Here is a 25,116-nt window from a genome sequence, read left to right as displayed (position 1 = left end):
GGACCGCCCGATCCGGGGTGGTGAGGACTTGAATACGTGTTGAAGAAAACGCCGGAAACCGTCTCGGACAGCGACGATGCCGAAGAACGCGGCAGCGAACGCCGCCATCGTATCCATCCGCTGACGATCATCCGGCGCATTTTCGGCAATGCGGTGTTTTCCAGCCTCACGCGCCGCATTCTCTTCTTCAACGTCGCGGCGACGGTGGTTCTGGTCGGCGGCATTCTTTATCTCAACCAGTTCCGTGAAGGGCTGATCGACGCGCGCGTGGAAAGCCTGCTGACGCAGGGCGAGATCATCGCCGGTGCGGTCTCCGCTTCCGCCTCGGTCGACACCAACTCAATCACCATCAATCCGGAAAAGCTGCTCGAATTGCAGGCGGGGCAGAGCATCACCCCTGCCCCCAATGACGAGGATCTGAGTTTCCCGATCAATCCGGAGCGGGTGGCGCCGGTGCTGCGGCGGCTGATTTCGCCGACACGTACCCGCGCGCGGCTGTTCGATGCCGACGCCAATCTGCTGCTCGATTCCCGTCATCTTTATTCGCGCGGCCAGGTGCTGCGCTTCGATCTGCCGCCGGTGACGCCGGAGACGCAGACCTGGGGCGACTGGTTCACCAGCATGTTCAACCGCATGCTGCAGCCGAGCAGCCTGCCGCAATATAAGGAAGCGCCGGGCGGCGACGGCTCGATCTATCCGGAAGTGATGAATGCGCTGACGGGTGTGCGCGGCGCGGTGGTGCGCGTCACCGAAAAGGGCGAGCTGATCGTTTCTGTGGCCGTGCCGGTGCAGCGCTTCCGGGCGGTGCTCGGCGTTCTGCTGCTCTCCACGCAGGCGGGCGATATCGACAAGATCGTGCATGCGGAACGCCTTGCCATCATGCGCGTCTTCGGCATCGCCACGCTGGTCAATATCGTGCTGTCGCTGCTCCTGTCCTCGACCATCGCCACGCCGCTGCGGCGGCTTTCGGCGGCCGCCATCCGCGTGCGCCGTGGAGCGAGAACCCGCGAGGAAATACCGGATTTCTCGGCGCGTCAGGATGAGATCGGCAATCTTTCGATTGCGCTGCGTGAAATGACGACGGCGCTCTACGACCGTATCGACGCCATCGAAAGCTTCGCCGCCGATGTCAGCCATGAGCTCAAGAACCCGCTGACCTCGCTGCGCAGCGCCGTGGAAACCCTGCCGCGCGCCAAGACCGAAGAGTCGAAACAGCGCCTGACCGAAATCATTTTCCACGATGTCCGCCGTCTCGACCGCCTGATCAGCGACATTTCGGATGCGTCGCGGCTCGACGCCGAACTGGCGCGCGCCGACGCCTCGCCGCTCGATCTCGATGTGCTGATGAAGGGGCTGGTGGACATATCCCGCCAGATAAGCACCAAGAAGAAAAGCGTGACGATCGATTATGTCGTCGACCGGAAGGCGGGCGCAAAGACCTCCTTCGTGGTGAATGGGCACGATCTTCGCATCGGCCAGATCGTCACCAACCTCATTGAGAATGCGCGCTCCTTCGTGGCCGAGGAAAGCGGCCGCATTACCCTGCGCCTTTCCCGCCACAAGGATCGCTGCATCGTGCAGGTAGAGGATAACGGGCCCGGCATTCAGGCTGAGGATATCGACCGGATTTTCGAGCGCTTCTATACCGACCGGCCGGCGAGCGAAGGGTTCGGACAGAATTCCGGCCTTGGCCTTTCCATCAGCCGCCAGATCGCCGAAGCCCATGGCGGCAGTCTGCGGGCGGAAAACGTGGTCGACAAATATGGCGTGATATCAGGCGCGCGCTTCACCCTGTCGCTGCCGGCGGCCGAAACCCATGAACGCTGAACGCTTCAACCTGCACGCCACCGCCATCACCGTTCAAAACACCGGCATCCTCTTCACCGGACCGTCGGGCAGCGGCAAAAGCGAGCTTGCCTTCAGCTTCCTGACGGAAGCGGAACGCTGCGGATTGCCGGCGGCGCTGATCGCGGACGATCAGATTTTCGTGTATCGCGATGGCGACAACATCATTGCCGAGCGGCCGGACGCAATCGCTGGCCTGCTGGAATTGCGCGGTAGCGGCATTGTTTCCGTCAAAAGCGTTGCGCGCGCTCCACTACATTTTGCCGTCACGACAGTTCTTTCAACCGAAAATCCAAGACTTCCCGAAGACGACGAAATGTTTTTGCTGCCGTGCGGCGGGTATCTTCCGCTTCTGCGCATTCCGCTTTCCAGTCTTACGCCCTATGGAAAATTTGCTGCACTTGCTCAGAATCTTTTTAAAACGAATGTGAAGTGACGATGATTCGGGCGATTTTAGGCTTGCGATTCGTATTTTCCTCATCAAGATGAAATCCCACCGATGGACAGGATTGCCGCGTTGCGATAGTCGGCAATGAGAGTGCGTGTACAAGGGAGCATTTCATGATCGGACTAGTGCTTGTCACCCATGGCAAGCTGGCTGAGGAGTTTCGCCATGCGTTGGAGCATGTCGTCGGTCCCCAGAAATTGATCGAGACGGTCTGTATCGGTCCCGAAGACGACATGGATCAGCGCCGGCAGGATATCATCGACGCCGTTGCGCGCGCCAACGATGGCAATGGCGTCATCATCCTGACGGACATGTTCGGCGGCACGCCCTCCAATCTTGCGATTTCCGTCATGAATAACGGCAATGTCGAGGTCATTGCCGGGGTCAATCTTCCGATGCTGATCAAGCTTGCCGGCGTTCGCAGCGAAGATAACATGGACAAGGCCCTTCAGGACGCATCCGATGCCGGCCGCAAATATATCAACGTCGCCAGCCGCGTTTTGAGCGGTAAATAAGAAGTCAGCCCATGTCGCCATTCTCCCGGGAACTACCGATCATCAACAAACGCGGTCTTCATGCCCGGGCTTCTGCGAAATTCGTGCAGATGGTCGAAGGGTTCGACGCGACGATCACGGTTTCCAAGGATGGCATGACCGTTGGCGGCACCTCCATCATGGGCCTGATGATGCTCGCGGCCAGCCCCGGCTGCAGCGTTTATGTCGAGGCGAGCGGCAACCAGGCGGAAGAAGCGCTGGCCGCACTGGAGGCGCTGGTCGCCGACCGCTTCGGCGAAGAAGCCTGAGCCGGCACCATATAAAGACATAAAGACTTCTTTATATCATCATTGCCAGATCGTTCGTGGCCTGCTAAACCGCTGCTACGTTTAAAAGCCGGACCGCAAGGTGCGGCGTTTCTGATCTGGAGAACCTTATGAGCCTTGAGAAGGACTACATCGTCGCCGATATCAACCTTGCCGCATTCGGCCGCAAGGAGCTGGACATCGCCGAAACCGAAATGCCGGGCCTGATGTCCTGCCGCAAGGAATTCGGCGAAAGCAAGCCGCTGAAGGGCGCACGTATCACCGGTTCTCTTCACATGACGATCCAGACCGGCGTTCTCATCGAGACGCTGAAAGAACTGGGCGCTGAGATCCGCTGGGCCTCCTGCAACATTTTCTCGACGCAGGATCATGCGGCGGCGGCCATTGCGGCAGCCGGCATTCCGGTCTTCGCCGTCAAGGGTGAAAGCCTCACGGAATATTGGGAATATACCGACAGGATCTTCCAGTGGGCCGATGGCGGCCTCTCCAACATGATCCTCGACGATGGCGGCGACGCCACCATGTATATCCTGCTCGGCGCACGCGCCGAAGCCGGTGAGGACGTTCTTTCCAACCCCGGTTCGGAAGAAGAGGAAATTCTCTTCGCGCAGATCAACAAGCGCCTCAAGGCTTCGCCCGGCTGGTTCACCAAGCAGCGCGATGCGCTGAAGGGTGTCACCGAAGAAACGACGACCGGCGTTCACCGTCTTTACGATCTCAGCAAGAAGGGCCTGCTGCCCTTCCCGGCGATCAACGTCAATGACAGCGTCACCAAGTCGAAGTTCGACAACAAATACGGCTGCAAGGAATCGCTGGTGGACGGCATTCGCCGCGCAACCGACGTGATGATGGCCGGCAAGGTTGCCGTGGTCTGCGGTTACGGCGATGTGGGCAAGGGTTCGGCCGCCTCGCTGCAGGGCGCCGGCGCCCGCGTGAAGGTCACCGAAATCGATCCGATCTGCGCGCTTCAGGCCGCCATGGACGGTTTCGAGGTCGTTCGTCTGGAGGACGTGGTCTCCTCCGCCGATATCTTCATCACCACGACAGGCAACAAGGACGTGATCCGCATCGAGCATATGCGCGAGATGAAGGACATGGCCATCGTCGGCAATATCGGCCACTTCGACAACGAGATTCAGGTCGCATCGCTGCGTAACCTGAAGTGGACGAACATCAAGCCGCAGGTCGACATGATCGAGTTCCCGAAGGGCAACCGCATCATTCTTCTGTCCGAAGGCCGCCTGCTGAACCTCGGCAACGCCACCGGTCACCCCTCCTTCGTCATGTCGGCTTCCTTCACCAACCAGGTGCTGGGCCAGATCGAGCTCTTCACCAAGCAGGGCGAATACAAGAACGAAGTTTACGTGCTGCCGAAACACCTCGACGAGAAGGTCGCGCGCCTTCATCTCGAGAAGCTTGGCGTGCGCCTGACCGAACTTTCCGACCTTCAGGCAGATTATATCGGCATCTCGAAGGAAGGTCCGTTCAAGGCAGAACACTACAGATATTAATTTCATAGTTAATATCCACTGAAATTACACAATATCTAGATGCCGCGCGCTTGACAAAGCGCGCGGCATCTTTTTTGCGCTCTCCCTTCCCGCAGATTTATGAAGACGGTATTGTCATCAGACTTGATTCGGACACGCCAAAGGGCGGCGGGGACGAAATGGGATGTCTTGTCGAAGATGCGGCACATAGGACGGAGACAGACCGGGGATGACGGTTCACAATTCGGATCTGCGCAAGCAGGCAGTTCAACGCGTTGAAAACACGCATGCGGGCGTGGCATTGAGCGCGGCTCTTGCGCGTTGCCGGCTGGTGTTCAGTGCGGTTCAGACAGGCTTTGCGAGGCTTCCTGTCCTGATGTCGGGCACGGTTCTGGCCGGCTCCGCAAGCGTGGCGCTGGCGCAGGACGGCCTTGTGGCAAAGACCGGCGCGCGGTTGTTCTCATCCGGGGAAACCATCACCTATTCGCTTTTCGTCGGCATGCTTTCGGCAACGCTGTTTTCCGTCGTCTGGCTGGTGCGCCAGCGCGGTAATATCGAGGCGGAAAGCAGCGAATACCGACAGGCGCTTGCCCAGTCCCACCACAAGATCGCGAAATATGAAGCGTTGATTTCCGACAAGAGCCGCCGCATCGTCATCTGGGATGGCGCGGACAAGCGGCCCGAATTTCTGGGACAGCTGCCGGCCGAGACGGGTGTGCCGCAGGCGGATCACGATTTTCTGGCCTTTGGCCGCTGGCTGAAACCGGCATCCGCAAGCCAGCTTGAAAAATCCATCGAAAAACTCCGCAGCCATGCCCAGAGTTTCGACCTGACCATCGAAACGCAGCGCGGCGAAGTCATTGAAGTTCAGGGCCGGGTTTCCGGCGGAAACGCCTTTGCGCGGTTTATTGCCCTCAACAATCTGCGCGCCGAACTCGCTGAATTGCAGGTGGAGCGCGAGCGCCTGATCGCTTCCGTCTCGACCTTTCAGGAACTTCTCGATTCCATCGAGCAGCCCGTCTGGCGGCGCAATGGCGAAGGTGACCTCATCTGGGTCAACCACGCCTATGCGCAGGCGGTGGATGCCCGTGACACCGAACAGGCCGTTCATGAAAAACGCGAACTGCTGAACACGGTTACCCGGCAGAAGATACGCGCGGCCGCGACACCGGAATCGCCCTATCACGACCGTATTTCGACGGTGGTTTCCGGAAACCGCACCTTCTTCGACGTTGTCGACATCAAGACGGCGGGTGGGTCTGCCGGCATCGCCATCGATGCCACCGAGGCCGAGACTATCGGCGAGGAACTCAAGCGGGTTCTGAAGAGCCACGCCGAAACGCTCGATCATCTGGCGACGCCCGTCGCCATTTTCGACGGCCGGCAGCGGCTGCAATTCTACAATCAGGCTTTCGCGGCTCTATGGGGTCTCGACCTCGTCTTCCTCGAATCCGGCCCTGACAATTCCGAGCTTCTCGACAGGCTGCGCACGGCCGGCAAACTGCCGGAGCAGCTGAACTGGAAGAACTGGAAGGAGACGGCGCTCTCCGTCTACCGCTCGCTGGATACCAAGACCGATCTCTGGCACCTGCCGAACGGGCAGACCCTGCGGGTTATCGCGACGGCCCATCCCCAGGGCGGCGCGACCTGGGTTTTCGAGAACCTCACCGAGCAGGTCGATCTGCAGATGCGCTACAATACCCTGGTAAAGGTTCAGGGCGAAACCATCGACCATCTGGCCGAAGGTGTCGCCGTGTTCGGTGCCGACGGACGCATTCGCCTGTCCAACCCGGCATTCCGGGCGCTCTGGGGCGTGACCGCGGAACAGGCCGAGACCGGTACCCATATCCGCGCCATCGAAACCGCCTGCACGCAATCCTATGACAGGCCGGATGGCTGGCGCGCCTTCAGCCAGTTCATCACCAGCTTCGACGATGAACGGCCCTCGCGGCAAGGAACGCTGGAACTGCTTTCCGGCCTTGTGCTCGACTACGCCATCATTCCGCTGCCGGATGCGCAGACCATGCTGACCTTCGTCAACATGACCGACAGCGTGCGGGCCGAGCGGGCGCTCAAGGAAAAGAACGACGCCCTGCTGAAGGCCGACGAGCTTAAGAACGATTTCGTGCAGCATGTTTCCTATGAGCTGCGCTCGCCACTGACGAATATCATCGGTTTCACCGATCTCCTGAAAACTCCGGGCATCGGCCAATTGACCGACCGGCAGGCGGAATATCTCGACCATATTTCCACCTCGTCCTCAGTGCTCCTGACCATCGTCAACGATATTCTCGATCTCGCGACCGTCGATGCCGGCATCATGCAGCTCAATTATTCGGATAACGATCTGAACGAATTGCTCGACGATGTTTCGGTACAGATCGCCGACCGGCTGCAGGAGAGCGGCATTTCGCTCGAGATCGTCGCACCGGCCCATCTCGGCAGCCTGGTGGCGGATCACCAGCGCCTGAAGCAGATTCTCATCAAGCTGCTGACCAATGCGATCAATTTCGCCCCGGAAGGGTCTTCGGTTCAGCTCTCCTGCCAACGCAGCGAAGGTGACTTCGTGTTCTCGGTAGCGGACAAGGGACCCGGCATTCCTGAGGACATGCTGAAGAGCGTGTTCGACCGCTTCGCGACGCGCGGCAATGGCGGGCGGCGAACCGGCGCGGGCCTTGGCCTTTCCATCGTGGAAAGCTTTGTCAGCCTGCATCATGGTACGGTCAGCATCGACAGCCGGCCCGGCAACGGCACCATTGTCACCTGCCGCATTCCTTCCGGCACACGGCCGCATTCCATCGCCGCAGAATGAGCGAAGACATCTTGCCGATAACCATTCCCCTTGCGGGAGAGAAGGACACCATCAGGCTCGGTGAGGACCTTGCGCTGGCTTTGAAGCCCGGCGATTGTCTGGCCCTGATCGGCGATCTCGGCGCTGGAAAATCGACGCTCGCCCGCGCCTTCATCCGGGCAATGGCGGACGAGCCCGATCTCGAAGTGCCGAGCCCCACCTTCACGATCATCCAGACCTATTCCACCCGCATTCCGGTCGCCCATCTCGATCTTTACCGGCTTTCGGATGTCTCGGAACTGGATGAGCTCGGCATCGACGAGATGCTGGAGGACGGTATCTGCCTGATCGAATGGCCGGATATCGCCGCCGGGGTTCTCCCACCGGATCAGACGATAACCCTGACGCTGACACATGCGGGCGAAGGGCGACTGGCGGTCATCGAGGCTCCGGCGCAACAGAAAGCAAGACTCGAACGCGTTTTCGCCATCCGCGAATTCCTGACAAAAAATGGCGAGGGCGATGCGGTCCGCCGTTTTTTGAGCGGCGACGCTTCCACACGCGCCTATGAGACCATTTCCACCGGCGGCCCGGAGCTTATCCTGATGGATTGGCGACGCCCCTTGAGAGGGGCGATCATTGCCGATGGCAAGACCTACGCGGAAATCGCCCATCTTGCCCAGGACGCCCGTTCCTTCGTGGCGATCGGCAATTATCTGCGCAACAGCGGCTTTTGCGCCCCGGAAATTCTGGCGGCCGATACCGATCAGGGCATTCTTCTGCTGGAAGACCTTGGCCGGGACGGGGTGCTGGCGTCGGACGGGACGCCAATGGAAGACCGCTACCTGCAAAGCGTCGCCTGTCTTGCCGCACTTCACCAGACCCCAAGACCCGATCTGCTGCCTATGGCCGATGGCAGCGCCTATGAGGTCCCCCCCTTCGACCGGCAGGCGATGAAGATCGAGGTTTCGCTGCTGGCGGAATGGTATCTGCCCCATAAACGCGGCGAAGCGCTCACCGACAGCGATAGGCGGGATTATGACGCCATCTGGGACGGCCTTATCGATTCGCTCGAAGATTGCGAAACGGGGCTTCTGCTGCGCGATTTCCATTCGCCGAACATTATCTGGCAACAGCGGAATAACGGCATCCGGCAAGTCGGCCTGATCGATTTTCAGGATGCGATGATAGGCCCGACTGCCTACGATCTGGCTTCCATCGTCCAGGATGCGCGGGTTACCATCGAACCCGGGCTGCAAGCGCGCCTGCTTTCGCACTATCTCGAAAGCAGAAAGGGCAAACCCTCTTTCCATGAGGACGCCTTTCTCAAGGCTTTCGCCATCATGTCGGCTCAGCGCAACTGCAAGCTTGCCGGGATTTGGGTGAGACTGTTGGAACGGGACGGCAAACCCGGTTATATGAAACATATGCCCAGGACGTTCCGTTATCTCGCCGCCGCACTTTCCCACCCGGAGCTGGCGCCGCTTAGAGAATGGTGTGTCCGCATGGGCATGGAATTTAACGACGAACACGGTTGACCACGATGACGATCAAAAACGCGATGGTGCTGGCCGCCGGGCTTGGCACGCGGATGCGCCCGATCACCGATACGATCCCGAAGCCGCTCGTGAAAATCGCCGGCAAACCGATGATCGATTACGCACTCGACGCCCTGGTCGAAGCAGGGGCGGCGACGATCGTCGTTAATGTGCATCACCATGCCGAACAGATGGTCGCTCATCTTGAGCGCCGTTCCGATGCCGAAATCCTGATTTCCGACGAGCGAGCGCAGCTGATGAATTCCGGCGGCGGGCTTGCCAAGGGCCTGAAGCTTCTGGAACCCGGTCCCGTCTTCGTCATGAATGCCGATCTTTTCTGGATCGGCGAACAGTTGAACGCGGTCAGCAATCTGCGCAGGCTAGCACAATTCTTCGACCCGACCCGCATGGACATGGCGCTGCTCTGCGTCGACATGGATCGCACCACCGGCCATAATGGCAAGCGGGACTTCAATCTCTCCGCTGACGGGAAGTTGGCGCGTTATCGCGATGGCGACCCAAACCCGGTGGTTTATGCCGGCGCCATTGCCATGGATTCCCGCCTGCTCGACGATGCGCCGGCAGATGCCTTCAATCTGAATATCTATTTCGACCGCGCCATTGAAAAATCCAGGCTTTTCGGACTTTCGCTGGATGGCCACTGGATCACCGTCGGCACCCCCGATGCGATAGAAGACGCAGAAGACATCATCCGCCAATTCAGGGAAAAACGCTCTGCATGACACTCACCCACCACGCAAAGCGCGTCCTGACGATCGCTGCGGGAACACCGTTCCTCAAGACGCTCGCGGAAACGCTGTGTGACGGGAGACTGACAGCCGGCTATAAATACGACCCGGCTTATCCGCTGTCGCTTGCCAAGGTGACGATCTATGTGCCGACACGACGCTCCGCCCGTGTGCTGCGCTCCGAATTCGTCGATCTGCTGGGCGGACAGTCCGCCATTCTGCCGCTGATCCGGCCGCTGGGCGAAACGGATGACGACAGCGGCTTCTTCGATGTCGAAAATCCTGAAATCATGGATCTGGCGCCGCCGATTTCCGGCACCGGGCGCCTCATCGAACTGGCGCGTCTCATTCTCGCCTGGCGCAACAGCCTGCCGGACGCCATCCGGGCAATCCATTCGGATTCGCCGCTTGTCGCCCCCGCCAGCCCCGCAGACGCCATCTGGCTGGCGCGTGCGCTGGGCGAAGTCATCGATGCGATGGATACGGAAGAAAAAGACTGGGAGGCGCTTCAGCATCTCGATACTGGCGATCACGCCCAATGGTGGCAGCTGACGGCGGATTTCCTGAAGATCGCCAGCGTTTTCTGGCCGGCACGGCTTGCCGAGCTGAACCGCTCCTCCGCCGGCCAGCATCGCAATGCCATTCTGCGGGCGGAGGCGAACCGGCTGGCCAATTTGCCGGATACCGGACCGATCATCGTCGCGGGGTCGACCGGCTCCATTCCGGCCGCAGCCGATCTCATCGCCGCCGTTGCCGCCCTGCCGCAGGGCACCATCGTGCTGCCGGGCCTCGATCTTGCCATGCCGGATGGGCAATGGCAGGCGATTGCCGAAGACCCTGCCGATCCTTCAAGCCGCACCCATTCGCAATACGGGCTCTATATGCTGTTGCAGAAGCTCGGCATGCTTCGGGACGATGTAGTTCAGATCGGCGACATCGATAGCGACCTCGAAAAGCGCGCGGCCGTGTTCTCGGCGGCGCTTGCCCCTGCCAAATCCACCAGCGACTGGAATCGCTGGCGCGAAGACAGGGATCCCGGCTTTTTCGATGAGGCTTTTGCAACGGCAACGCTGGTCGAAGCCGCCAACGAGCGTGAAGAGGCGACCGCCATCGCGGTGGCGCTCAGGCTGGCGCTGGAGGCGCCGAGCGAAGGGCGTCCCTCGCAGGCGGCGCTGATCACACCGGACCGCGGATTGGCGCGACGCGTGGCGACGGAATTGCAGCGCTTCGGCATCGAGGCAGACGATTCGGCCGGTACGCCGCTTTCCGCCACATCGCAGACGGGGCTGACGCAGCTCGCGCTCGAAGCCATATTGAGGCCCGGAGACCCGGTGCCGATCATTGCGCTTCTGAAGCACCCGCTCACCCGTTTCGGGCTTTCCGGGGACGCTTTTGCGAAAGCATCGAAAGCGCTGGAGCTGATCGCGCTGCGCGGCGGCCGTGTCGAAACCGAAATCGGCAATCTGGAAGCGGTTCTGGAGACCCAGCTTCTGGCGCAACGAGAAGACCGACATCCGCCGGCCTGGCGGCTGGCTCTGCCAGAGGGGAGCATTGACGCCGCACGCGATCTGGCGCGACGGATTGCCGTTGCGACGGGGCCGCTCTCCTCCGCATTCGTCCGTCGTGACCGGTTGGGCCGGTCTTTCACCGACAAATTGCCTCTTGCGGAATGGGCCGAGCGGACGGGCCGCGTGATTGAGGCCATCTGTGCGGATGACACCACTGATCTTGCCGCACTCTGGTCCGGCGAGGCCGGAGACAAGCTCTCCAGCCTCTTTGCGGAACTGATGGAAAGCGGCGACATCCTCGATGCGGATGGGCCGCAATGGATCGATATTTTCGCGGCGCTGGTAGCAGGCGAATCGATCAAGCCGCGATCCATGCGACATCCGCGCATTTTCATCTTCGGTGCGCTCGAGGCGAGGCTGCAGAGCGTTGACACAGTTGTTATCGGCGGTCTCAATGAGGGGCTATGGCCCGGCCAGACGGCAAACAATCCCTTCCTGTCGCGCACGATGAAGACCGCCATAGGACTGGAGCCCCCGGAACGGCGCATCGGCCAGCTCGCTCATGATTTCGAGATGGCGAATGGCACCCGGCAGATCTTTTACACCCGCGCACTGAGGCAAGGCGCCACGCCCGCCGTCGCCTCACGCTGGCTGCAACGCCTTCTGGCACTGGGCGGTGAGGATTTTGCCGAGGAACTCAGGAAGCGCGGCGAGACCTATCGGCATTGGGCCGGCCTGATGGATGAAAGCATCGATCAGGAAGCGGCAAAGCGCCCTGCCCCTAAACCACCGGCCGAGTTGCAGCCGACACGCTATTCCTTCAGCGAAGTGGGCCGCCTGCGCCGCGACCCCTATTCGATCTATGCGCGGCGCATCCTGAAGCTGGACCCGCTCGACCCCTTCAATCGCGATCCGAACGCCGCCGATCGCGGCACGCTCTATCACGCGATTATCGAGCGTTATTCCCGCGAGGGGCATATTCCCGGCACACCGGCCTCGCTCGAGGCAATGCAGCGCATTCTCGACGAATGTTTCGACGCGGAAAACCTGCCTCCCCATGTGGATGTCATCTGGCGGCCGCGTTTTGCAGCGGTAGCGCGCGCCTTTATCGACTGGGAAAAAGAACGTCATCCATCCATTCGCCACAGCTTCTACGAGGCCCGCGCCGGGCAGGAAATCGCCGAGGCGGGCATAAGGCTGACGGGGATCGCCGACCGCATCGACATCAAGACCAACGGTCAGGCGGATATTATCGACTACAAGACCGGGCTTGCGCCTTCCGTCAATCAGGCGCGCGCGCTGCTCGATCCGCAGCTTGCGCTGGAAGCGGCGGCACTGATGCGCGGCGCCTTCCGCGAAGCCGGTTCCCCCACACCTGAAAACCTCATCTATGTTCGCCTGCGCCCGGGCGAGCGTTTTTTTGCCGATCAGGTCAATAACGAACATTCCAGCCGAAGCGGCAAAAGACCGCCAAAATCGGCGATTGAACTCGCGACGGAATCGATCGAACAGCTCACCAAATTCGTTCATTCCCTGCGCGAGGGCAAAAACGGCTTCGCCTCGCGGCTGGTGCCGGAAGAGCAGCAATCCTATGGCGGGGAATATGATCACCTCGCCCGTGTTTCGGAATGGTCGACGGCGGAACCGGGAGACGGCGATGACGATTGATCCCTTCGATGCTGGCCCCGCCGCCGATACGCCTGAAAGCTGGATCGACTGGACCAGCGCCCGGCAGCTGCTTGCCTCCGACCCCGCAAGTTCCGCCTGGGTGTCGGCCAATGCCGGTTCCGGAAAGACCCATGTTCTGACCCAGCGCGTCATCCGCCTGCTGCTGGCCGGCTGCCGACCCTCGGCAATTTTATGCCTGACCTATACCAAGGCCGCCGCATCCGAAATGTCGAGCCGCGTCTTCGACCGGCTGGCGGAATGGGCAACTTTGCCGGATTCCGATCTCAAGGAACGTATCGCCGCTATCGAAGGCAAGGTACCCGACCGTCTCAAGCTCGCGGAAGCGCGGCGGCTGTTCGCCAAGGCGCTGGAAACGCCAGGCGGGCTGAAAATTCAGACCATCCACGCATTCTGCGAAGCGCTGCTGCATCAGTTTCCGCTGGAGGCCAATGTCGCGGGCCATTTCTCCGTCCTCGACGACCGCGCGGCAACCACGCTGCTGGCGGAGGCGCGCCGCACGCTTCTGACGGCGGTTTCGACGGAAAGCGACGCGGAACTGGCGCAGGCGCTTGCCTATGTGCTCGATCTCGCCGACGAAAGCGGGCTGGAGTCGCTGCTCTCCGCCATCATCGCCAATCGCAGCGCGCTTCGGGCCTTTCTGCTCGAGGCAAGACAATCCGGCGGTATCGATGCCCGGCTGCGGCGGGCCATGCGGATCGAAGATGGGGAAACCGAGGAAACGGCGGCGGCGGCCTTCTGGCCCCTGCCCGGTCTTTCCGGGCTTGCGCTCGATACCTATCTCACGCTTGCCGATGAGGTGGGCGGATCGCGCGTCCTCGATGTCGCCTATGCGCTGAGGGAAGCAAAACGGCAGACGGAGCCGGTGCGGCGGATGGAGTTCATCGAGGCCGCCTTGCTGACGGCCAAGGGCGAGAAAAAATCGGATGCCTATGTCATCAACAAGGGCATGCAGAAATCCGCTCCTGACCTCGTTGACGCGCTGACGCTGGCGCGCGACCATGTCTCAGCCTGCCGCAACCGCTATCGCCTCGTTCGCATGCTGGCGGCAACGAAAAGCGCCCTTGTGCTGGCCGAGCGGTTGATCGGTGATTTCGAGGATCTGAAAAAACAGCGAAGCCAGCTCGATTTCGAAGACCTGATCGAGCGCGCCGCCAATCTCCTCAACCGCGATACGGCAGGCGCATGGGTACATTACAAGCTCGATCAGGGCATCGATCATATTCTGGTCGACGAGGCCCAGGATACGAGCCCGGTGCAATGGTCGATCATCCAGTCGCTGGCGGCGGATTTCTTTACCGGCGAAAGCGCCCGCATGGGACGGCGCACGCTATTTGCCGTGGGCGATGAAAAACAGTCGATCTATTCCTTCCAGGGCGCGCGGCCGGAACGGTTCTCACAGGAACGCGACGAGACCAAAAGACGCGTCGATTCGGTGGAACAGGCCTTTCACCGCATCCGCCTGCCGCTCTCCTTCCGTTCCACGGAGGATGTGCTCGCCGCCGTCGATCAGGTTTTTTCAGACCCGAAAAACGCCAGCGGCCTCAGTGCCGATAACGAACCCGTGGAACACCGCTCCAACCGCGCCGGCCATCCCGGCACCGTGGAAGTGTGGGACATGGTGGTGCCGGAAACCACCGAAGACGAAGAGGATTGGACGGCTCCCTTCGATGCCTTGCGGGAAAGTGCGCCCGCCACCATCGTCGCCCGCCGCATCGCTGCGCGCATCGCAGATATGATAGGGAGTGAGACCATCATTGAAAAAGGCGTCGAACGCACCGTCGAGCCCGGCGATATTCTGGTTCTGGTCAGAAAACGCCATGCTTTCGTCAATGCGCTGACCCGTGAATTGAAGCGGCGCAAGAACATTCCCGTTGCCGGTGCCGACCGCCTTCGCCTGACCGACCACATTGCCGTGCAGGATCTACTGGCGCTCGGCCATTTCGTCGTCCTGCCCGAAGATGATCTTTCCCTCGCCGCACTTTTAAAAAGCCCGCTCTTCAACCTGACCGAAGATGACGTTTTCGACATTGCCGCCGCGCGCTCCGAGACGGAGAGTGTTTGGCATAGGCTGCAAGGCCTTTCGCAGGAAGAAAACAGCCACATTGCCGCCGCTGCCGGCAAGCTGCGAGATTTCATCGCGCTTTCGAAAACAGCCACGGTGCATGATTTCTTTGCAGCGGTCCTGACCCTGCATGACGGGCGCAAAAAGTTCCTCGGCCGGCTTGGCAACGAGGCGAGCGACGTTCTGGATGAGTTCCTGTCCTTTGCCCTGGATCACGAAAGAACCGGCCTGCCCGGCCTGCAGGCTTTTTTGTCCGTTCTGGAAACCGATTCGCCTGAAGTGAAGCGCGAGCAGGACAAGGATCGCGGCGAAGTGCGCATCATGACCGTGCACGCCTCCAAGGGCCTGGAAGCGCCTGTGGTTTTTGTCGTTGACGGCGGCTCGAAGGCCTTCAACCACAGCCATGTGCCGAAACTTCGCTTCATAGAAGCAGATGAAGATATTTTCCCCGTCTGGCTGCCCGGCAGCGGTTTTTCCAACCATCTCATCCGCGTCGATGAGGAACGGCTGAAGATCGCTGCGGAAGACGAATATCGACGGCTGCTTTATGTGGCCATGACGCGCGCCGCCGATCATCTTGTCGTTTGCGGTTATCGCGGTCAGAAAGAAAATCCCGAATGCTGGCACGCCATCGTCAAAGCGGCGCTCGCCAACAATGAAGATCATTGCAAGCCGCAGCTTTTCATCGCCGACGGCGAGGAATGGCAGGGACTTGTCTGGCGCAAGTCCGAAGCGCGCTCGACACCTGCGCCGCAAAAGCTGCCGGAAACGCAACCGCAGGAGGAATATGCCCTTCCGGCAGCACTTCTCGCCCCTTTACCGGCCCTGCCCTCATTGCCGAGGCCGCTCAGCCCGTCCGGTGCCGGCACCATCATCGACGACGGCGCGGACGATCTCGCTGTGCGTTCGCCACTTTTCGGGGAAAAGGCCGACGTTTCCTCACTGGCGCTGCAACGCGGCCGGCTGGTGCATCGCATGTTGCAGGCGCTGCCGGATTTCGCCGAGGGTGAGCGGGAAAACGCAGCCCGGCGTTATGTGGAGCGCGCGGCCCGCTTCTGGCCCATCGCTGAACGCGAGCATTTGATACGGGCGGTTTTGCGGGTCCTGTCCGAACCGACGGTTCAACCGGCCTTTGCGCCCAACAGCCGTGCGGAAGTCTCCATCATGGGCACGATGACGATCGGCCGGCAGCACTATGCCGTCTCCGGCCGTATCGACCGGCTGGCGGTGCAGGGCGAACGCGTCATCCTGGTTGATTACAAGACAAACCGGGTGCCGCCACGCGAAGCGCGTGAAATCCCCTTCTCCCACATTGCGCAGCTTGCCATTTATCGTGAAATTCTGGCGCCCCTTTATCCCGGCAAGCAATTTGTCTGCGCACTGATCTACACGGAAAATGCTGCTTTTGTGCGGGTTGATGACGATGCCATGGCACAGGCCCTTGCCGCAATAAAGACAAAGTGAGATACCGAGGCATTGAAATTTCGACGCGCCCGCATCACATCGATAGCGGAAAAGTTTAGCTGAAAGGAGAGCCAGATATGGCTACCGTAAAAGTCGATGCCGCAAACTTCCAGTCCGAAGTCCTCGAATCCGCCGAACCCGTCGTGGTGGATTTCTGGGCCGAGTGGTGCGGCCCGTGCAAGATGATCGCGCCGAGCCTCGAGGAAATTTCGTCCGAGCTTGCCGGCAAGGTCAAGGTCGCGAAGCTCAACATCGACGAAAACCCGGAACTGGCTGCCCAGTTCGGCGTGCGCTCCATCCCGACGCTCGCCATGTTCAAGGGCGGCGAAGTGGCCGACATCAAGGTTGGCGCTGCTCCCAAGACAGCGCTGTCCGCCTGGATTTCCGGCGCCGCTTAAGCGCTGTCCGATAAAATAAAAAGAGCCCGGCATCATCGCCGGGCTTTTTTATTGGGGAACCGTGCCGTTGAAGGCGAGGGCGTTTCCGGCAAGATAAAGCGATCCGCCGATCAGGATGCGCGGCGCTGGTCCCTCGGGATCGATGCGGCGGGACAGCTCTTCCAACGCATGCGTTAGGGACGAGGTGGGCGCCGCCACGAGGCCGGCATCAAAAGCGGCATGGGCGAGCACCACGGGATCGATCGCGGCATCCGTACCGCCGATCGGCACGGTGAAGACATATTCGGCGATATCGGCGAAGGCCTTGAAATAACCCACCGGATCCTTGGTATTGATCATGCCGGCGATGATGAAGAGCGGGCGCGGCATCTTTTCCTCAAAGCCAGCCATAGCCTCGGCAATGACTTCGCCGGCGCCGGGATTGTGACCGCCATCGATCCAGATTTCCGCATTCTTCGGGGCCATTTCCGCTATTTTTCCGGTCAGGATACGCTGGAGACGACCGGGCCATTCCACCGTGGTCATGGCCTTTTCGATCATCCGTTCCGTCACTTCGAAACCGGCAGCCTTAACGGCGCGGATCGCGGCGGCGGCATTGGCGAGCTGGTGACGGCCGGGAAGCCGCGGCAACGGCGCATCGGCGAGGCCGAACTCGTCCTGATAGACCATGCGGCCGAATTCTTCATGGGCGGAAAAATCCTGTCCATAGACGGAGACAGGGCAACCGAGCCGCTCCGCCGTGGCGACAAGCGTTTCCAGCGCCGCATCATATTCCTGATGGCCGATAACGACGGGCGAGCCCTTTTTCATGATACCCGCCTTTTCGGCGGCGATCAGTTCCACGCGGTCACCGAGATAGGCCTGGTGATCCAGCGAGATCGGCATGATGACGGAGACGGCCGGATTGTTGATTACATTGGTCGCATCAAAGCGGCCGCCCAGACCGACCTCAACGACGGCGGCATCGGCCGGCTGTTCCGCGAAGAGCACGAACATTGCGGCAGTCAGGATTTCGAAAACCGTGATCGTCTGACCCGCATTGGCGGCTTCAATGCGGCGCAGCGCATCCGCGAAGACATCGTCCTTGACGTAGCGGCCTTTTTCGCCGGCGATGCCGATACGGTATCGTTCATGCCAGTTCACAAGATGCGGCGAGGTATGGACATGGACCGAAAGACCTGCCGCTTCAAGCAATGCGCGGCAGAAAGCCGTGACTGAACCCTTGCCGTTGGTGCCGGCGACATGAATGACGGGCGGCATCCTGTTCTGGGGATTGCCGAGTTTTTCCAGAAGACGGGAAATTCTATCGAGTGAAAGATCAAACCCCTTGGGGTGAAGCTGCATCAGCTCTTCAATAATCTTTTCGGCCTCACCGATCGCGGGCTTCGTCATGTCTTCCGTTCGCCTTTCAGGCGTTTTGTTTGCCATTTGTCCGCCGCACCAAAAGTGAAATCATGCAACGTATAGCATCATCCCGAAGGCAGTTTATGCCTTCGGGCGACATATTTTTTTCCTCAGGCCGAAGCGGCCAGCGGGACGACCGCATTTGCATTCTCAGCGGGCGCTTTGGTCATGATCTTGAGCATATTGGCCAGCGTATCGGGAATTTCGCGGCGGTCGATCACCATGTCCACCATGCCGTGTTCCAGCAGATATTCAGAGGTCTGGAAGCCTTCGGGAAGCTTCTCGCGAATGGTCTGCTCGATCACGCGCTTGCCTGCAAAGCAAATCTCGGCGCCCGGCTCGGCGATATGCACATCGCCCAGCATAGCGTAGGAGGCCGTGACGCCGCCCGTCGTCGGGTTCGTCAGAACCACGATATAGGGCATGCCGGCTTCTTTCAGCATGTTCACGGCAACCGTGGTACGTGGCAGCTGCATGAGCGAAAGAATGCCTTCCTGCATGCGGGCACCGCCCGAGGCCGGAAACATCACGAGCGGGCAACGCTCGGAAATGGCGCGCTCGAAGGCCTTGACGATGGCTTCGCCGGCGGCAATGCCGAGCGAACCGCCCATGAACTGGAATTCATGCACGACGGCGACGATCTTCAGGCCTTTCAGGAGGCCAACACCGGCAAGGATGGTATCTTCCTGCTCGGTCTTCGTGCGGCTGTCGCGCAGGCGATCAGTGTATTTCTTGGAATCGCGGAACTTCAAGGGGTCCTGCGCTACCTTCGGCTGCGGCAGGGCCTCATAGATGCCGCCATCGAAAAGATCGGCAAGGCGTGCCTTGGCCGGCATCTTCATGTGGTAACCGGAAGCGGGGATAACCCACTTGTTATCCTCCAGATCCTTATGGAAGACCATTTCGCCCGTTTCCGGGCACTTGATCCACAGGTTCTCCGGAACTTCCGGGCGGCGGCCAAGCATGGAATTGATCCGCGGCCGAACGTAATTGGTGATCCAGTTCAACTGTCTACTCCTGACTGGGCCGCGCGCTTATTCCGCAGCGGCAAGGCGCGACGCACGCACGCCCGTTGAAAGTCCCTTTACCAGCGTCGTAACCGCCGGCACGGTATCGGCGGTCGCCTGCCCGTCCTTGGTCAGGCTGCCCGCAATCTGATTGACGATGGCGGAACCCACCACCACGCCATCCGCTACTGCGCCGATCGCCTTGGCATGATCTGCCGTCTTCACGCCGAAACCGACACACACCGGCAGTTCCGTATGCGCCTTGATACGACCGACAGCGCCCGAGATCAACGATGGATCGGGAAGCGCTGAACCGGTGATACCGTTCATCGAGACGTAATACACGAAACCTGAGGTATTTTTAAGGACGGCAGGCAGGCGCTTGCCATCCGTCGTCGGCGTGGCGAGACGGATGAAGTTGATGCCGCGCGCAAGTGCCGGGATGCAAAGCTCGTCATCCATTTCAGGCGGCAGATCGACAACGATCAGACCATCGATGCCGGCCGCGATTGCGTCGTCCAGAAATTTTTCGACGCCGTAGATGTAGATAGGATTGTAATAGCCCATCATCACGATCGGCGTCGCGTCATCTCCCTTGCGGAACTCGCGAGCAAGATCGAGCGTGGTTTTCAGCGTCTGGCCGCCTTTCAGCGCGCGCTGGCCGGCCAGCTGAATGGCCGGGCCATCCGCCATCGGGTCAGAAAAGGGCATGCCGAGTTCGATAACGTCGGCGCCCGCTTCCGGTAGCGCCTTCATGATGCCGAGCGAGGTTTGGAAATCCGGATCGCCGCCCATGAAATAGGTAATCAGGGCCGGGCGATTTTCAGCGCGCAGATCGGCAAAGCGCTTGTCCATACGTGCAGTCATGATCTTATACATCCATTCCAAGGAACTTGCTGACGGTGTGGACATCCTTGTCGCCACGGCCAGAGAGGTTCATCAGGATGATTTCATCCTTGCCCATCTTCGGTGCGCGCTTGATGACCTCGGCCAGGGCATGGCTGGGCTCCAGAGCCGGAATGATGCCTTCGAGGCGGGTGAGCATCTGGAAGGCGCCCAGCGCCTCATGGTCCATGATCGGCACATATTCCACGCGGCCGATATCGTTCAGCCAGGAGTGCTCGGGGCCGATGCCGGGATAATCGAGGCCGGCGGAGATGGAATGGCCTTCCTTGATCTGGCCGTCCTCATCCTGCAGCAGATAGGTGCGGTTGCCATGCAGCACGCCCGGCGAACCGGCGGTGATGGAAGCGCAATGCTCATCACCCGAAAGACCCTTGCCGCCGGCTTCGACGCCGACGATGCGGACATTCTTGTCATCGAGGAAAGGATGGAAAATGCCGATGGCGTTGGAGCCGCCGCCGACAGCCGCGACGACCAGATCCGGCAGGCGGCCTTCCGCCTCCAGCATCTGCGCCTTGGCTTCCTCGCCGATAACGGCCTGGAAATCGCGGACCATCTCCGGATAGGGATGCGGGCCGGCTGCGGTGCCGATCAGATAATAGGTATCCTCGACATTGGTGACCCAGTCGCGCAGGGCCTCGTTCATGGCGTCCTTCAGGGTGCCGTGGCCAGCCGTCACCGGCTTCACCTCGGCGCCAAGGAGCTTCATGCGGAAAACATTCGGGGCCTGACGGGCAACATCCGTCGCCCCCATGTAAACGACGCAGGGCAGACCGAAGCGCGCGGCCACGGTAGCGGAGGCAACGCCGTGCTGGCCGGCACCGGTTTCGGCGATGATGCGGGTCTTGCCCATGCGCTTGGCAAGCAGGATCTGGCCGAGGCAATTGTTGATCTTGTGCGAGCCGGTGTGGTTCAGCTCTTCGCGCTTGAAATAGATTTTCGCGCCGCCAAGTTCCGCCGTCAGGCGTTCCGCAAAATAAAGCGGGCTCGGGCGGCCGGTATAGTGTGCGCCGAGATGCTTGAGTTCCGCCTGAAACGCGGGATCGGTCTTGGCCTTGTCCCATTCCGCCTGCAAATCCAGAATGAGCGGCATCAGCGTTTCGGCAACGAAGCGACCTCCGTAAATGCCGAAACGGCCGTCCTCATCGGGACCAGCGCGAAAAGAATTGGGTGTTGGCGCGTCGTTCACTTCAAGCTCCCTTTGGGCCTTTCGACCAATCATTCACCACATCGAAAAATGCGTCGATCATGGACAGATCCTTGACGCCCGGCGCGCTTTCCACACCGGACGATAAATCTAGTCCGCTTGCCCTGGTCTCCGCCAGCGCCTCGGCGACATTGTCCTTGTTCAATCCCCCGGAAAGCATGTAATCCACACTTCCGTCAAGTGATCGCAGGATGGTCCAGTCGAAGGAGACGCCGTTGCCGCCCGGCAGCTCGGAACCGGCGGGCGCCTTGGCATCCAGCAGGAAACGGTCGGCTATTCCTATATAAGGATCGATTTTGGCAAGATCAGCGGCATCGCGAATGGAAATCGCCTTCATGACAGGAAGACCGTAAAGCGCCTTGATGTTCAGCAGCCGTTCCGGGCTTTCATTGCCATGCAGCTGCAGGATATCCGGCTTTACGAGATCGACAATTTCATCGAGATAATCATTATCGGCATTGACGGTAACGGCAACCACTTTGGCGGCGCCACGGGCGCCTTCCGCCAGCCTGCCGGCAATATCTGGCTCGATGTTGCGCGGGCTTTTCTCAAAGAAAATAAAACCGACATGGGACGCGCCGCGCCTGACGGCGCGCTCCAGCGCTTCCGGTGTCTTCAATCCGCAAATCTTGATATCCGGTTTCATACCCGCGACCTGACATGAAATGCGACAAGAGTCGAGCCAAATCGCATGCATTCCCGATGGAATGTTTCACGTGAATCCAGATGGCGATCCGCGTTACCGGTTTCAATCGAAATCGATGGCGTGAAGTCTGGATCCGTGGCGTTTCAGCCAGTCCTTGGCTTCCTGTGTGTGCGGACACAGCTTTTCGCACAGGGCCCAGAATTTCGGGCCGTGGTTCATTTCCTTGAGATGGGCAACCTCATGGGCGGCAAGATAATCGATAACCTTTTCCGGAGCCATGACGATGCGCCACGAGAAACTCAGATTTCCATCGTGGGAACAGGAGCCCCAGCGGCTGCGCGTATCCTTCATGCTGATGGAGCGCACCGGCCGGCCGGCGGCGTGCGCATGAATGGCGACCAGCCGTTCCAGATCGGCCTTCGCTTCCTTTTTCAGAAAGGTCGCTATCCGCCGTCGCAGATGTTCCGGCGCGCCGCTCACGTTCAGAATGGCCGTACCATCCGCATCCGTGGAAGCATGGGTGAGGCCCCGCAAGCTGCCCGTATGGTCGATACGGTGGGATATGCCGCGAATATCGATTGTCGCTCCCGGACGCAAACCGTCATCAGGGCTGAATTTCAGAAGCTTGCCTTCCAGCCAGCCCTGATGCCTCTCGAGAAAATCATCGACCTGGCGGTGATGCAGGCCCATTGGGATCGTCAGCTTCAGCGCCCGGCCGCCAGGTTCTATGCGGAGCGTAATGCGCGTGGCGCGCGGATTTTCCCTGACCGTGATCGGCACCTGCCGGCCCGCCACCGCCACCGTGCGTTGGCTCGGCGCGACCTTCTTTGGCGCCGGTAACTTCAGGGATTTTCTGAGCAGCGAAAACATGAACCCTTCTTAGCCGATTCGTGCGTCGCTTGACCATGCAAATGCACTGCGCCGCCTGTCGCCGCGCCCTAGGCGGTCTTCTGGTGCTTGCCGATGAAATCCAGCATGCGGGGCACGATTTCCTTGCGGAAGCGCGAACCGTTGAAGACGCCATAGTGGCCGACATCCGGCTGCATGTAATGGGCGCGCTTGTCTTCAGGGATGTTCCGGCAGAGATCATGGGCCGCCCTTGTCTGGCCGACCCCGGAAATATCGTCATTCTCCCCTTCCACCGTAAACAATGCGACTTTGCGAATGGCCGCGGGATCGACCGCCCTGCCCCGGTGCAGCATGTTCCCTTTCGGAAGCGCATGGTCGATGAAGACCGTTTCCACCGTCTGCAGATAGAACTCCGCCGTCAGATCCATGACGGCCAGATATTCATCGTAAAATTCGCGGTGCTTTTCAGCGGAATCGCCGTCATTCTTGACGAGGTTGAGGTAAAAATCCTTATGCGCCGTCATGTGCTTGTCGAGGTTCATCGACATGAAACCGGACAGCTGCAGGAAACCGGGATAGACATTGCGGCCAAAAGCGGGCTGCGGCCACGGCACCTGCATGACGACATTATCGCGGAACCACTCTATCGGCTTGGCCTTGGCGAGACCGTTGACGGCAGTGGGGTTGATGCGCGTGTCGATCGGACCGCCCATCAGCGTCATGGATGCCGGCGCGAATTTGTCCTCATCCGCCTCCATTAACGAGACGGCGGCCAGTACCGGCACGGATGGCTGACAGACGGCGACCACATGCGTCCCCGGTCCGATCGCGCGCAGCATCTCGATGACATAGCTGATGTAATCGTCGAGATCGAAGGTGCCCTCACTCACCGGCACCGTTCGGGCATCGGCCCAATCGGTGATGTAAATATCCGCCGAAGGCAGCAGGGCCTCCACCGTCCCACGTAACAGGGTGGCGTAGTGGCCGGACATCGGCGCCACCAGCAGCACCTTCGGATCGGACTGGCGGGCTGGATCAAGTTCCTTCTTGAAATGAAGCAGATTGCAGAACGGACGCGACCACACGGTCTCTTCGACAACATTGACGGTCTGGCCATCGACAATCGTATTTTCGAGAGCGAATTCCGGTTTTGCGTAACGGCGCGTCATGCGCTCAAAGACCTCAAAACCGGCATCGAGGCTTCTTCCAAATGCCGTGCTGGAAAGCGGATTGAGCGGATTGTTGCAGGCCTGGCGCATCATGTCGGCACCGGCGCGCAGCGGCGCCATGGCCGCGTGGTTCATTTCATAGAGGTGGTAGAACACTGATGACGCCTCCCTCGCGATCACGCTCTTTTTTTCAACCATAGCAGCTTTTCGCAGGTGCACAAAATCGAAGGCGCCGGCGGGAAACCGCCGGCGCCTCACTTTCCGTTGAACGCCGTGGCGATCAGATATCGGCGACGAAAGTCTGCTTCTGGGAACCGAGGCCCTCGATACCGAGTTCCACGACATCACCAGCCTTCAGGTAGCGCGGCGGCTTCAGGCCCATGCCGACGCCCGGAGGCGTGCCGGTGGAAATGACATCGCCGGGATGCAGCGACATGAACTGGCTGAGATAGGAGACAACGTGGGCGACGCCGTAAACCATGGTCTTGCTGGAGCCGTCCTGCATGGTCTGGCCGTTCACCTTCAGCCACATGCCAAGGTTTTGCGGATCGGTGATTTCATCCTTCGTCACCAGCCAGGGGCCGATGGGACCGAAGGTGTCGCAGGACTTGCCCTTGGTCCACTGGCCTGCACGCTCCGTCTGGAAGGCGCGCTCGGAAACGTCGTGCGAAACGCAATAACCCGCGACGTAATCGAGAGCATCGGCCTCCGAGACGTATTTCGCGGTCTTGCCAATGACGACACCGAGTTCGACTTCCCAGTCGGTCTTTTCGGAGCCGCGCGGAATGGTGACGTTGTCGTTCGGACCGACGATGGCCGAGGTCGCCTTCATGAAAATCACCGGTTCCGGCGGTACGGTGGCGCCCGTTTCGGCGGCGTGGTCGGAGAAATTGAGGCCAATGCAGATAAATTTTCCGGTTCCCGCAACGCAGGCGCCGATGCGCTCTTCGTTCAGCACCGGAAGGGTGGCGAGGTCGATTGCGGCGATCTTCTTGAGACCCTCGGGAGAAATGGCGTCGCCGCCAATGTCTTTCACATGGGCGGACAGATCGCGGACTTTTCCTTCCGCATCGAGGATCGCAGGCTTTTCCTGGCCAGATTGGCCAACGCGCATCAATTTCATGGAACT

At 60.2% G+C, this 25,116-nt stretch carries 19 protein-coding genes; 11 read left to right on the top strand and 8 right to left on the bottom strand.

Annotated features, from left to right (window positions below; translation table 11 throughout):
• The first annotated feature begins 36 nt into the window (after positions 1–36).
• From chvG to trxA, 11 genes are all read left to right on the top strand, one after another.
• Positions 37–1,827 carry a two-component system sensor histidine kinase ChvG gene (chvG, locus tag N5D22_RS15500; protein WP_279656443.1) on the top strand — a complete coding sequence of 597 codons (1,791 nt, stop codon included), beginning with the start codon at positions 37–39 and terminating at the stop codon, positions 1,825–1,827.
• Positions 1,817–2,281 carry an HPr kinase/phosphorylase gene (locus tag N5D22_RS15495; RefSeq protein ID WP_279656444.1) on the top strand — a complete coding sequence of 155 codons (465 nt, stop codon included), beginning with the start codon at positions 1,817–1,819 and terminating at the stop codon, positions 2,279–2,281. Before chvG ends, N5D22_RS15495 begins: the two co-directional genes overlap by 11 nt.
• Before the next feature lie 125 nt (positions 2,282–2,406).
• Entirely contained in the window at positions 2,407–2,808 is a 402-nt protein-coding gene (locus tag N5D22_RS15490; RefSeq protein WP_003505374.1) for a PTS sugar transporter subunit IIA, read from the top strand.
• An 11-nt stretch (positions 2,809–2,819) separates the two neighbouring features.
• Positions 2,820–3,095, top strand: a complete 276-nt coding sequence (locus N5D22_RS15485; RefSeq protein ID WP_003492846.1) for an HPr family phosphocarrier protein — start codon at positions 2,820–2,822, stop codon at positions 3,093–3,095.
• A gap of 128 nt (positions 3,096–3,223) precedes the next feature.
• Positions 3,224–4,624: an adenosylhomocysteinase gene (ahcY, locus tag N5D22_RS15480; RefSeq protein ID WP_279656445.1), complete on the top strand. Its 1,401-nt coding sequence runs from the start codon at positions 3,224–3,226 to the stop codon at positions 4,622–4,624.
• 208 nt (positions 4,625–4,832) lie between these two features.
• A complete protein-coding gene (locus N5D22_RS15475; RefSeq protein WP_279656446.1) occupies positions 4,833–7,415 on the top strand; it encodes a PAS domain-containing sensor histidine kinase in 2,583 nt (860 codons plus the stop codon).
• Positions 7,412–8,932 (top strand): tRNA (adenosine(37)-N6)-threonylcarbamoyltransferase complex ATPase subunit type 1 TsaE, encoded by a 1,521-nt coding sequence (tsaE, locus tag N5D22_RS15470; protein WP_279656447.1) that lies wholly within the window; start codon positions 7,412–7,414, stop codon positions 8,930–8,932. The genes N5D22_RS15475 and tsaE overlap by 4 nt, the downstream gene beginning before the upstream one ends.
• 5 nt (positions 8,933–8,937) lie before the next feature.
• Entirely contained in the window at positions 8,938–9,675 is a 738-nt protein-coding gene (locus N5D22_RS15465; RefSeq protein WP_279656448.1) for a nucleotidyltransferase family protein, read from the top strand.
• Positions 9,672–12,857, top strand: a complete 3,186-nt coding sequence (gene addB, locus N5D22_RS15460; protein ID WP_279656449.1) for a double-strand break repair protein AddB — start codon at positions 9,672–9,674, stop codon at positions 12,855–12,857. The genes N5D22_RS15465 and addB overlap by 4 nt, the downstream gene beginning before the upstream one ends.
• The gene (addA, locus tag N5D22_RS15455; RefSeq protein WP_279656450.1) at positions 12,847–16,404 is read left to right on the top strand and encodes a double-strand break repair helicase AddA; all 3,558 of its coding nucleotides are present in this window, start codon (positions 12,847–12,849) and stop codon (positions 16,402–16,404) included. Before addB ends, addA begins: the two co-directional genes overlap by 11 nt.
• Before the next feature lie 77 nt (positions 16,405–16,481).
• Complete coding sequence (gene trxA, locus N5D22_RS15450) at positions 16,482–16,802, top strand: thioredoxin (RefSeq protein ID WP_003505361.1); 321 nt, start codon at positions 16,482–16,484, stop codon at positions 16,800–16,802.
• 48 nt (positions 16,803–16,850) lie between these two features.
• On the opposite strand, the gene N5D22_RS15445 is transcribed toward trxA, so the two are convergent.
• The 8 genes from N5D22_RS15445 to N5D22_RS15410 all read right to left on the bottom strand — a co-directional run bounded on the left by N5D22_RS15445 (position 16,851) and on the right by N5D22_RS15410 (position 25,110).
• Positions 16,851–18,230, bottom strand: coding sequence for a bifunctional folylpolyglutamate synthase/dihydrofolate synthase (locus N5D22_RS15445; protein ID WP_279656451.1), 1,380 nt, complete (start codon positions 18,228–18,230; stop codon positions 16,851–16,853).
• An 86-nt stretch (positions 18,231–18,316) separates the two neighbouring features.
• Positions 18,317–19,213: an acetyl-CoA carboxylase, carboxyltransferase subunit beta gene (gene accD / locus N5D22_RS15440; protein WP_279656452.1), complete on the bottom strand. Its 897-nt coding sequence runs from the start codon at positions 19,211–19,213 to the stop codon at positions 18,317–18,319.
• 27 nt (positions 19,214–19,240) lie between these two features.
• Positions 19,241–20,080, bottom strand: coding sequence for a tryptophan synthase subunit alpha (gene trpA, locus N5D22_RS15435; RefSeq protein WP_279656453.1), 840 nt, complete (start codon positions 20,078–20,080; stop codon positions 19,241–19,243).
• Positions 20,081–20,084: 4 nt separating this feature from the next.
• Entirely contained in the window at positions 20,085–21,305 is a 1,221-nt protein-coding gene (gene trpB / locus N5D22_RS15430; RefSeq protein ID WP_279656454.1) for a tryptophan synthase subunit beta, read from the bottom strand.
• 1 nt (position 21,306) lies between these two features.
• Positions 21,307–21,969, bottom strand: a complete 663-nt coding sequence (locus N5D22_RS15425; RefSeq protein ID WP_003492823.1) for a phosphoribosylanthranilate isomerase — start codon at positions 21,967–21,969, stop codon at positions 21,307–21,309.
• Positions 21,970–22,071: 102 nt separating this feature from the next.
• A complete protein-coding gene (locus N5D22_RS15420; RefSeq protein WP_279656455.1) occupies positions 22,072–22,839 on the bottom strand; it encodes a M48 family metallopeptidase in 768 nt (255 codons plus the stop codon).
• Positions 22,840–22,907: 68 nt separating this feature from the next.
• Positions 22,908–24,143 (bottom strand): polyhydroxyalkanoate depolymerase, encoded by a 1,236-nt coding sequence (locus tag N5D22_RS15415; protein ID WP_279656749.1) that lies wholly within the window; start codon positions 24,141–24,143, stop codon positions 22,908–22,910.
• A gap of 124 nt (positions 24,144–24,267) precedes the next feature.
• Complete coding sequence (locus N5D22_RS15410) at positions 24,268–25,110, bottom strand: fumarylacetoacetate hydrolase family protein (protein ID WP_279656456.1); 843 nt, start codon at positions 25,108–25,110, stop codon at positions 24,268–24,270.
• Positions 25,111–25,116: the final 6 nt, after the last annotated feature.

The sequence above is a fragment of the Agrobacterium sp. GD03872 genome, assembly GCF_029840625.1.
GTDB lineage: Bacteria > Pseudomonadota > Alphaproteobacteria > Rhizobiales > Rhizobiaceae > Agrobacterium > Agrobacterium fabrum_A.
This window is presented reverse-complemented; position numbering and strand designations above follow the sequence as displayed.

What these genes read in the sequence shown, in the direction of transcription:
- N5D22_RS15420 (WP_279656455.1), bottom strand. Translation starts at nt 22,839, where the DNA reads ATGTTTTCGCTGCTCAGAAAATCCCTGAAGTTACCGGCGCCAAAGAAG.
- addB (WP_279656449.1), top strand. Translation starts at nt 9,672, where the DNA reads ATGACACTCACCCACCACGCAAAGCGCGTCCTGACGATCGCTGCGGGA.
- N5D22_RS15410 (WP_279656456.1), bottom strand. Translation starts at nt 25,110, where the DNA reads ATGAAATTGATGCGCGTTGGCCAATCTGGCCAGGAAAAGCCTGCGATC.
- ahcY (WP_279656445.1), top strand. Translation starts at nt 3,224, where the DNA reads ATGAGCCTTGAGAAGGACTACATCGTCGCCGATATCAACCTTGCCGCA.
- tsaE (WP_279656447.1), top strand. Translation starts at nt 7,412, where the DNA reads ATGAGCGAAGACATCTTGCCGATAACCATTCCCCTTGCGGGAGAGAAG.
- N5D22_RS15475 (WP_279656446.1), top strand. Translation starts at nt 4,833, where the DNA reads ATGACGGTTCACAATTCGGATCTGCGCAAGCAGGCAGTTCAACGCGTT.
- N5D22_RS15490 (WP_003505374.1), top strand. Translation starts at nt 2,407, where the DNA reads ATGATCGGACTAGTGCTTGTCACCCATGGCAAGCTGGCTGAGGAGTTT.
- addA (WP_279656450.1), top strand. Translation starts at nt 12,847, where the DNA reads ATGACGATTGATCCCTTCGATGCTGGCCCCGCCGCCGATACGCCTGAA.
- trxA (WP_003505361.1), top strand. Translation starts at nt 16,482, where the DNA reads ATGGCTACCGTAAAAGTCGATGCCGCAAACTTCCAGTCCGAAGTCCTC.
- N5D22_RS15485 (WP_003492846.1), top strand. Translation starts at nt 2,820, where the DNA reads ATGTCGCCATTCTCCCGGGAACTACCGATCATCAACAAACGCGGTCTT.
- N5D22_RS15465 (WP_279656448.1), top strand. Translation starts at nt 8,938, where the DNA reads ATGACGATCAAAAACGCGATGGTGCTGGCCGCCGGGCTTGGCACGCGG.
- N5D22_RS15425 (WP_003492823.1), bottom strand. Translation starts at nt 21,969, where the DNA reads ATGAAACCGGATATCAAGATTTGCGGATTGAAGACACCGGAAGCGCTG.
- N5D22_RS15445 (WP_279656451.1), bottom strand. Translation starts at nt 18,230, where the DNA reads ATGGCAAACAAAACGCCTGAAAGGCGAACGGAAGACATGACGAAGCCC.
- trpA (WP_279656453.1), bottom strand. Translation starts at nt 20,080, where the DNA reads ATGACTGCACGTATGGACAAGCGCTTTGCCGATCTGCGCGCTGAAAAT.
- N5D22_RS15495 (WP_279656444.1), top strand. Translation starts at nt 1,817, where the DNA reads ATGAACGCTGAACGCTTCAACCTGCACGCCACCGCCATCACCGTTCAA.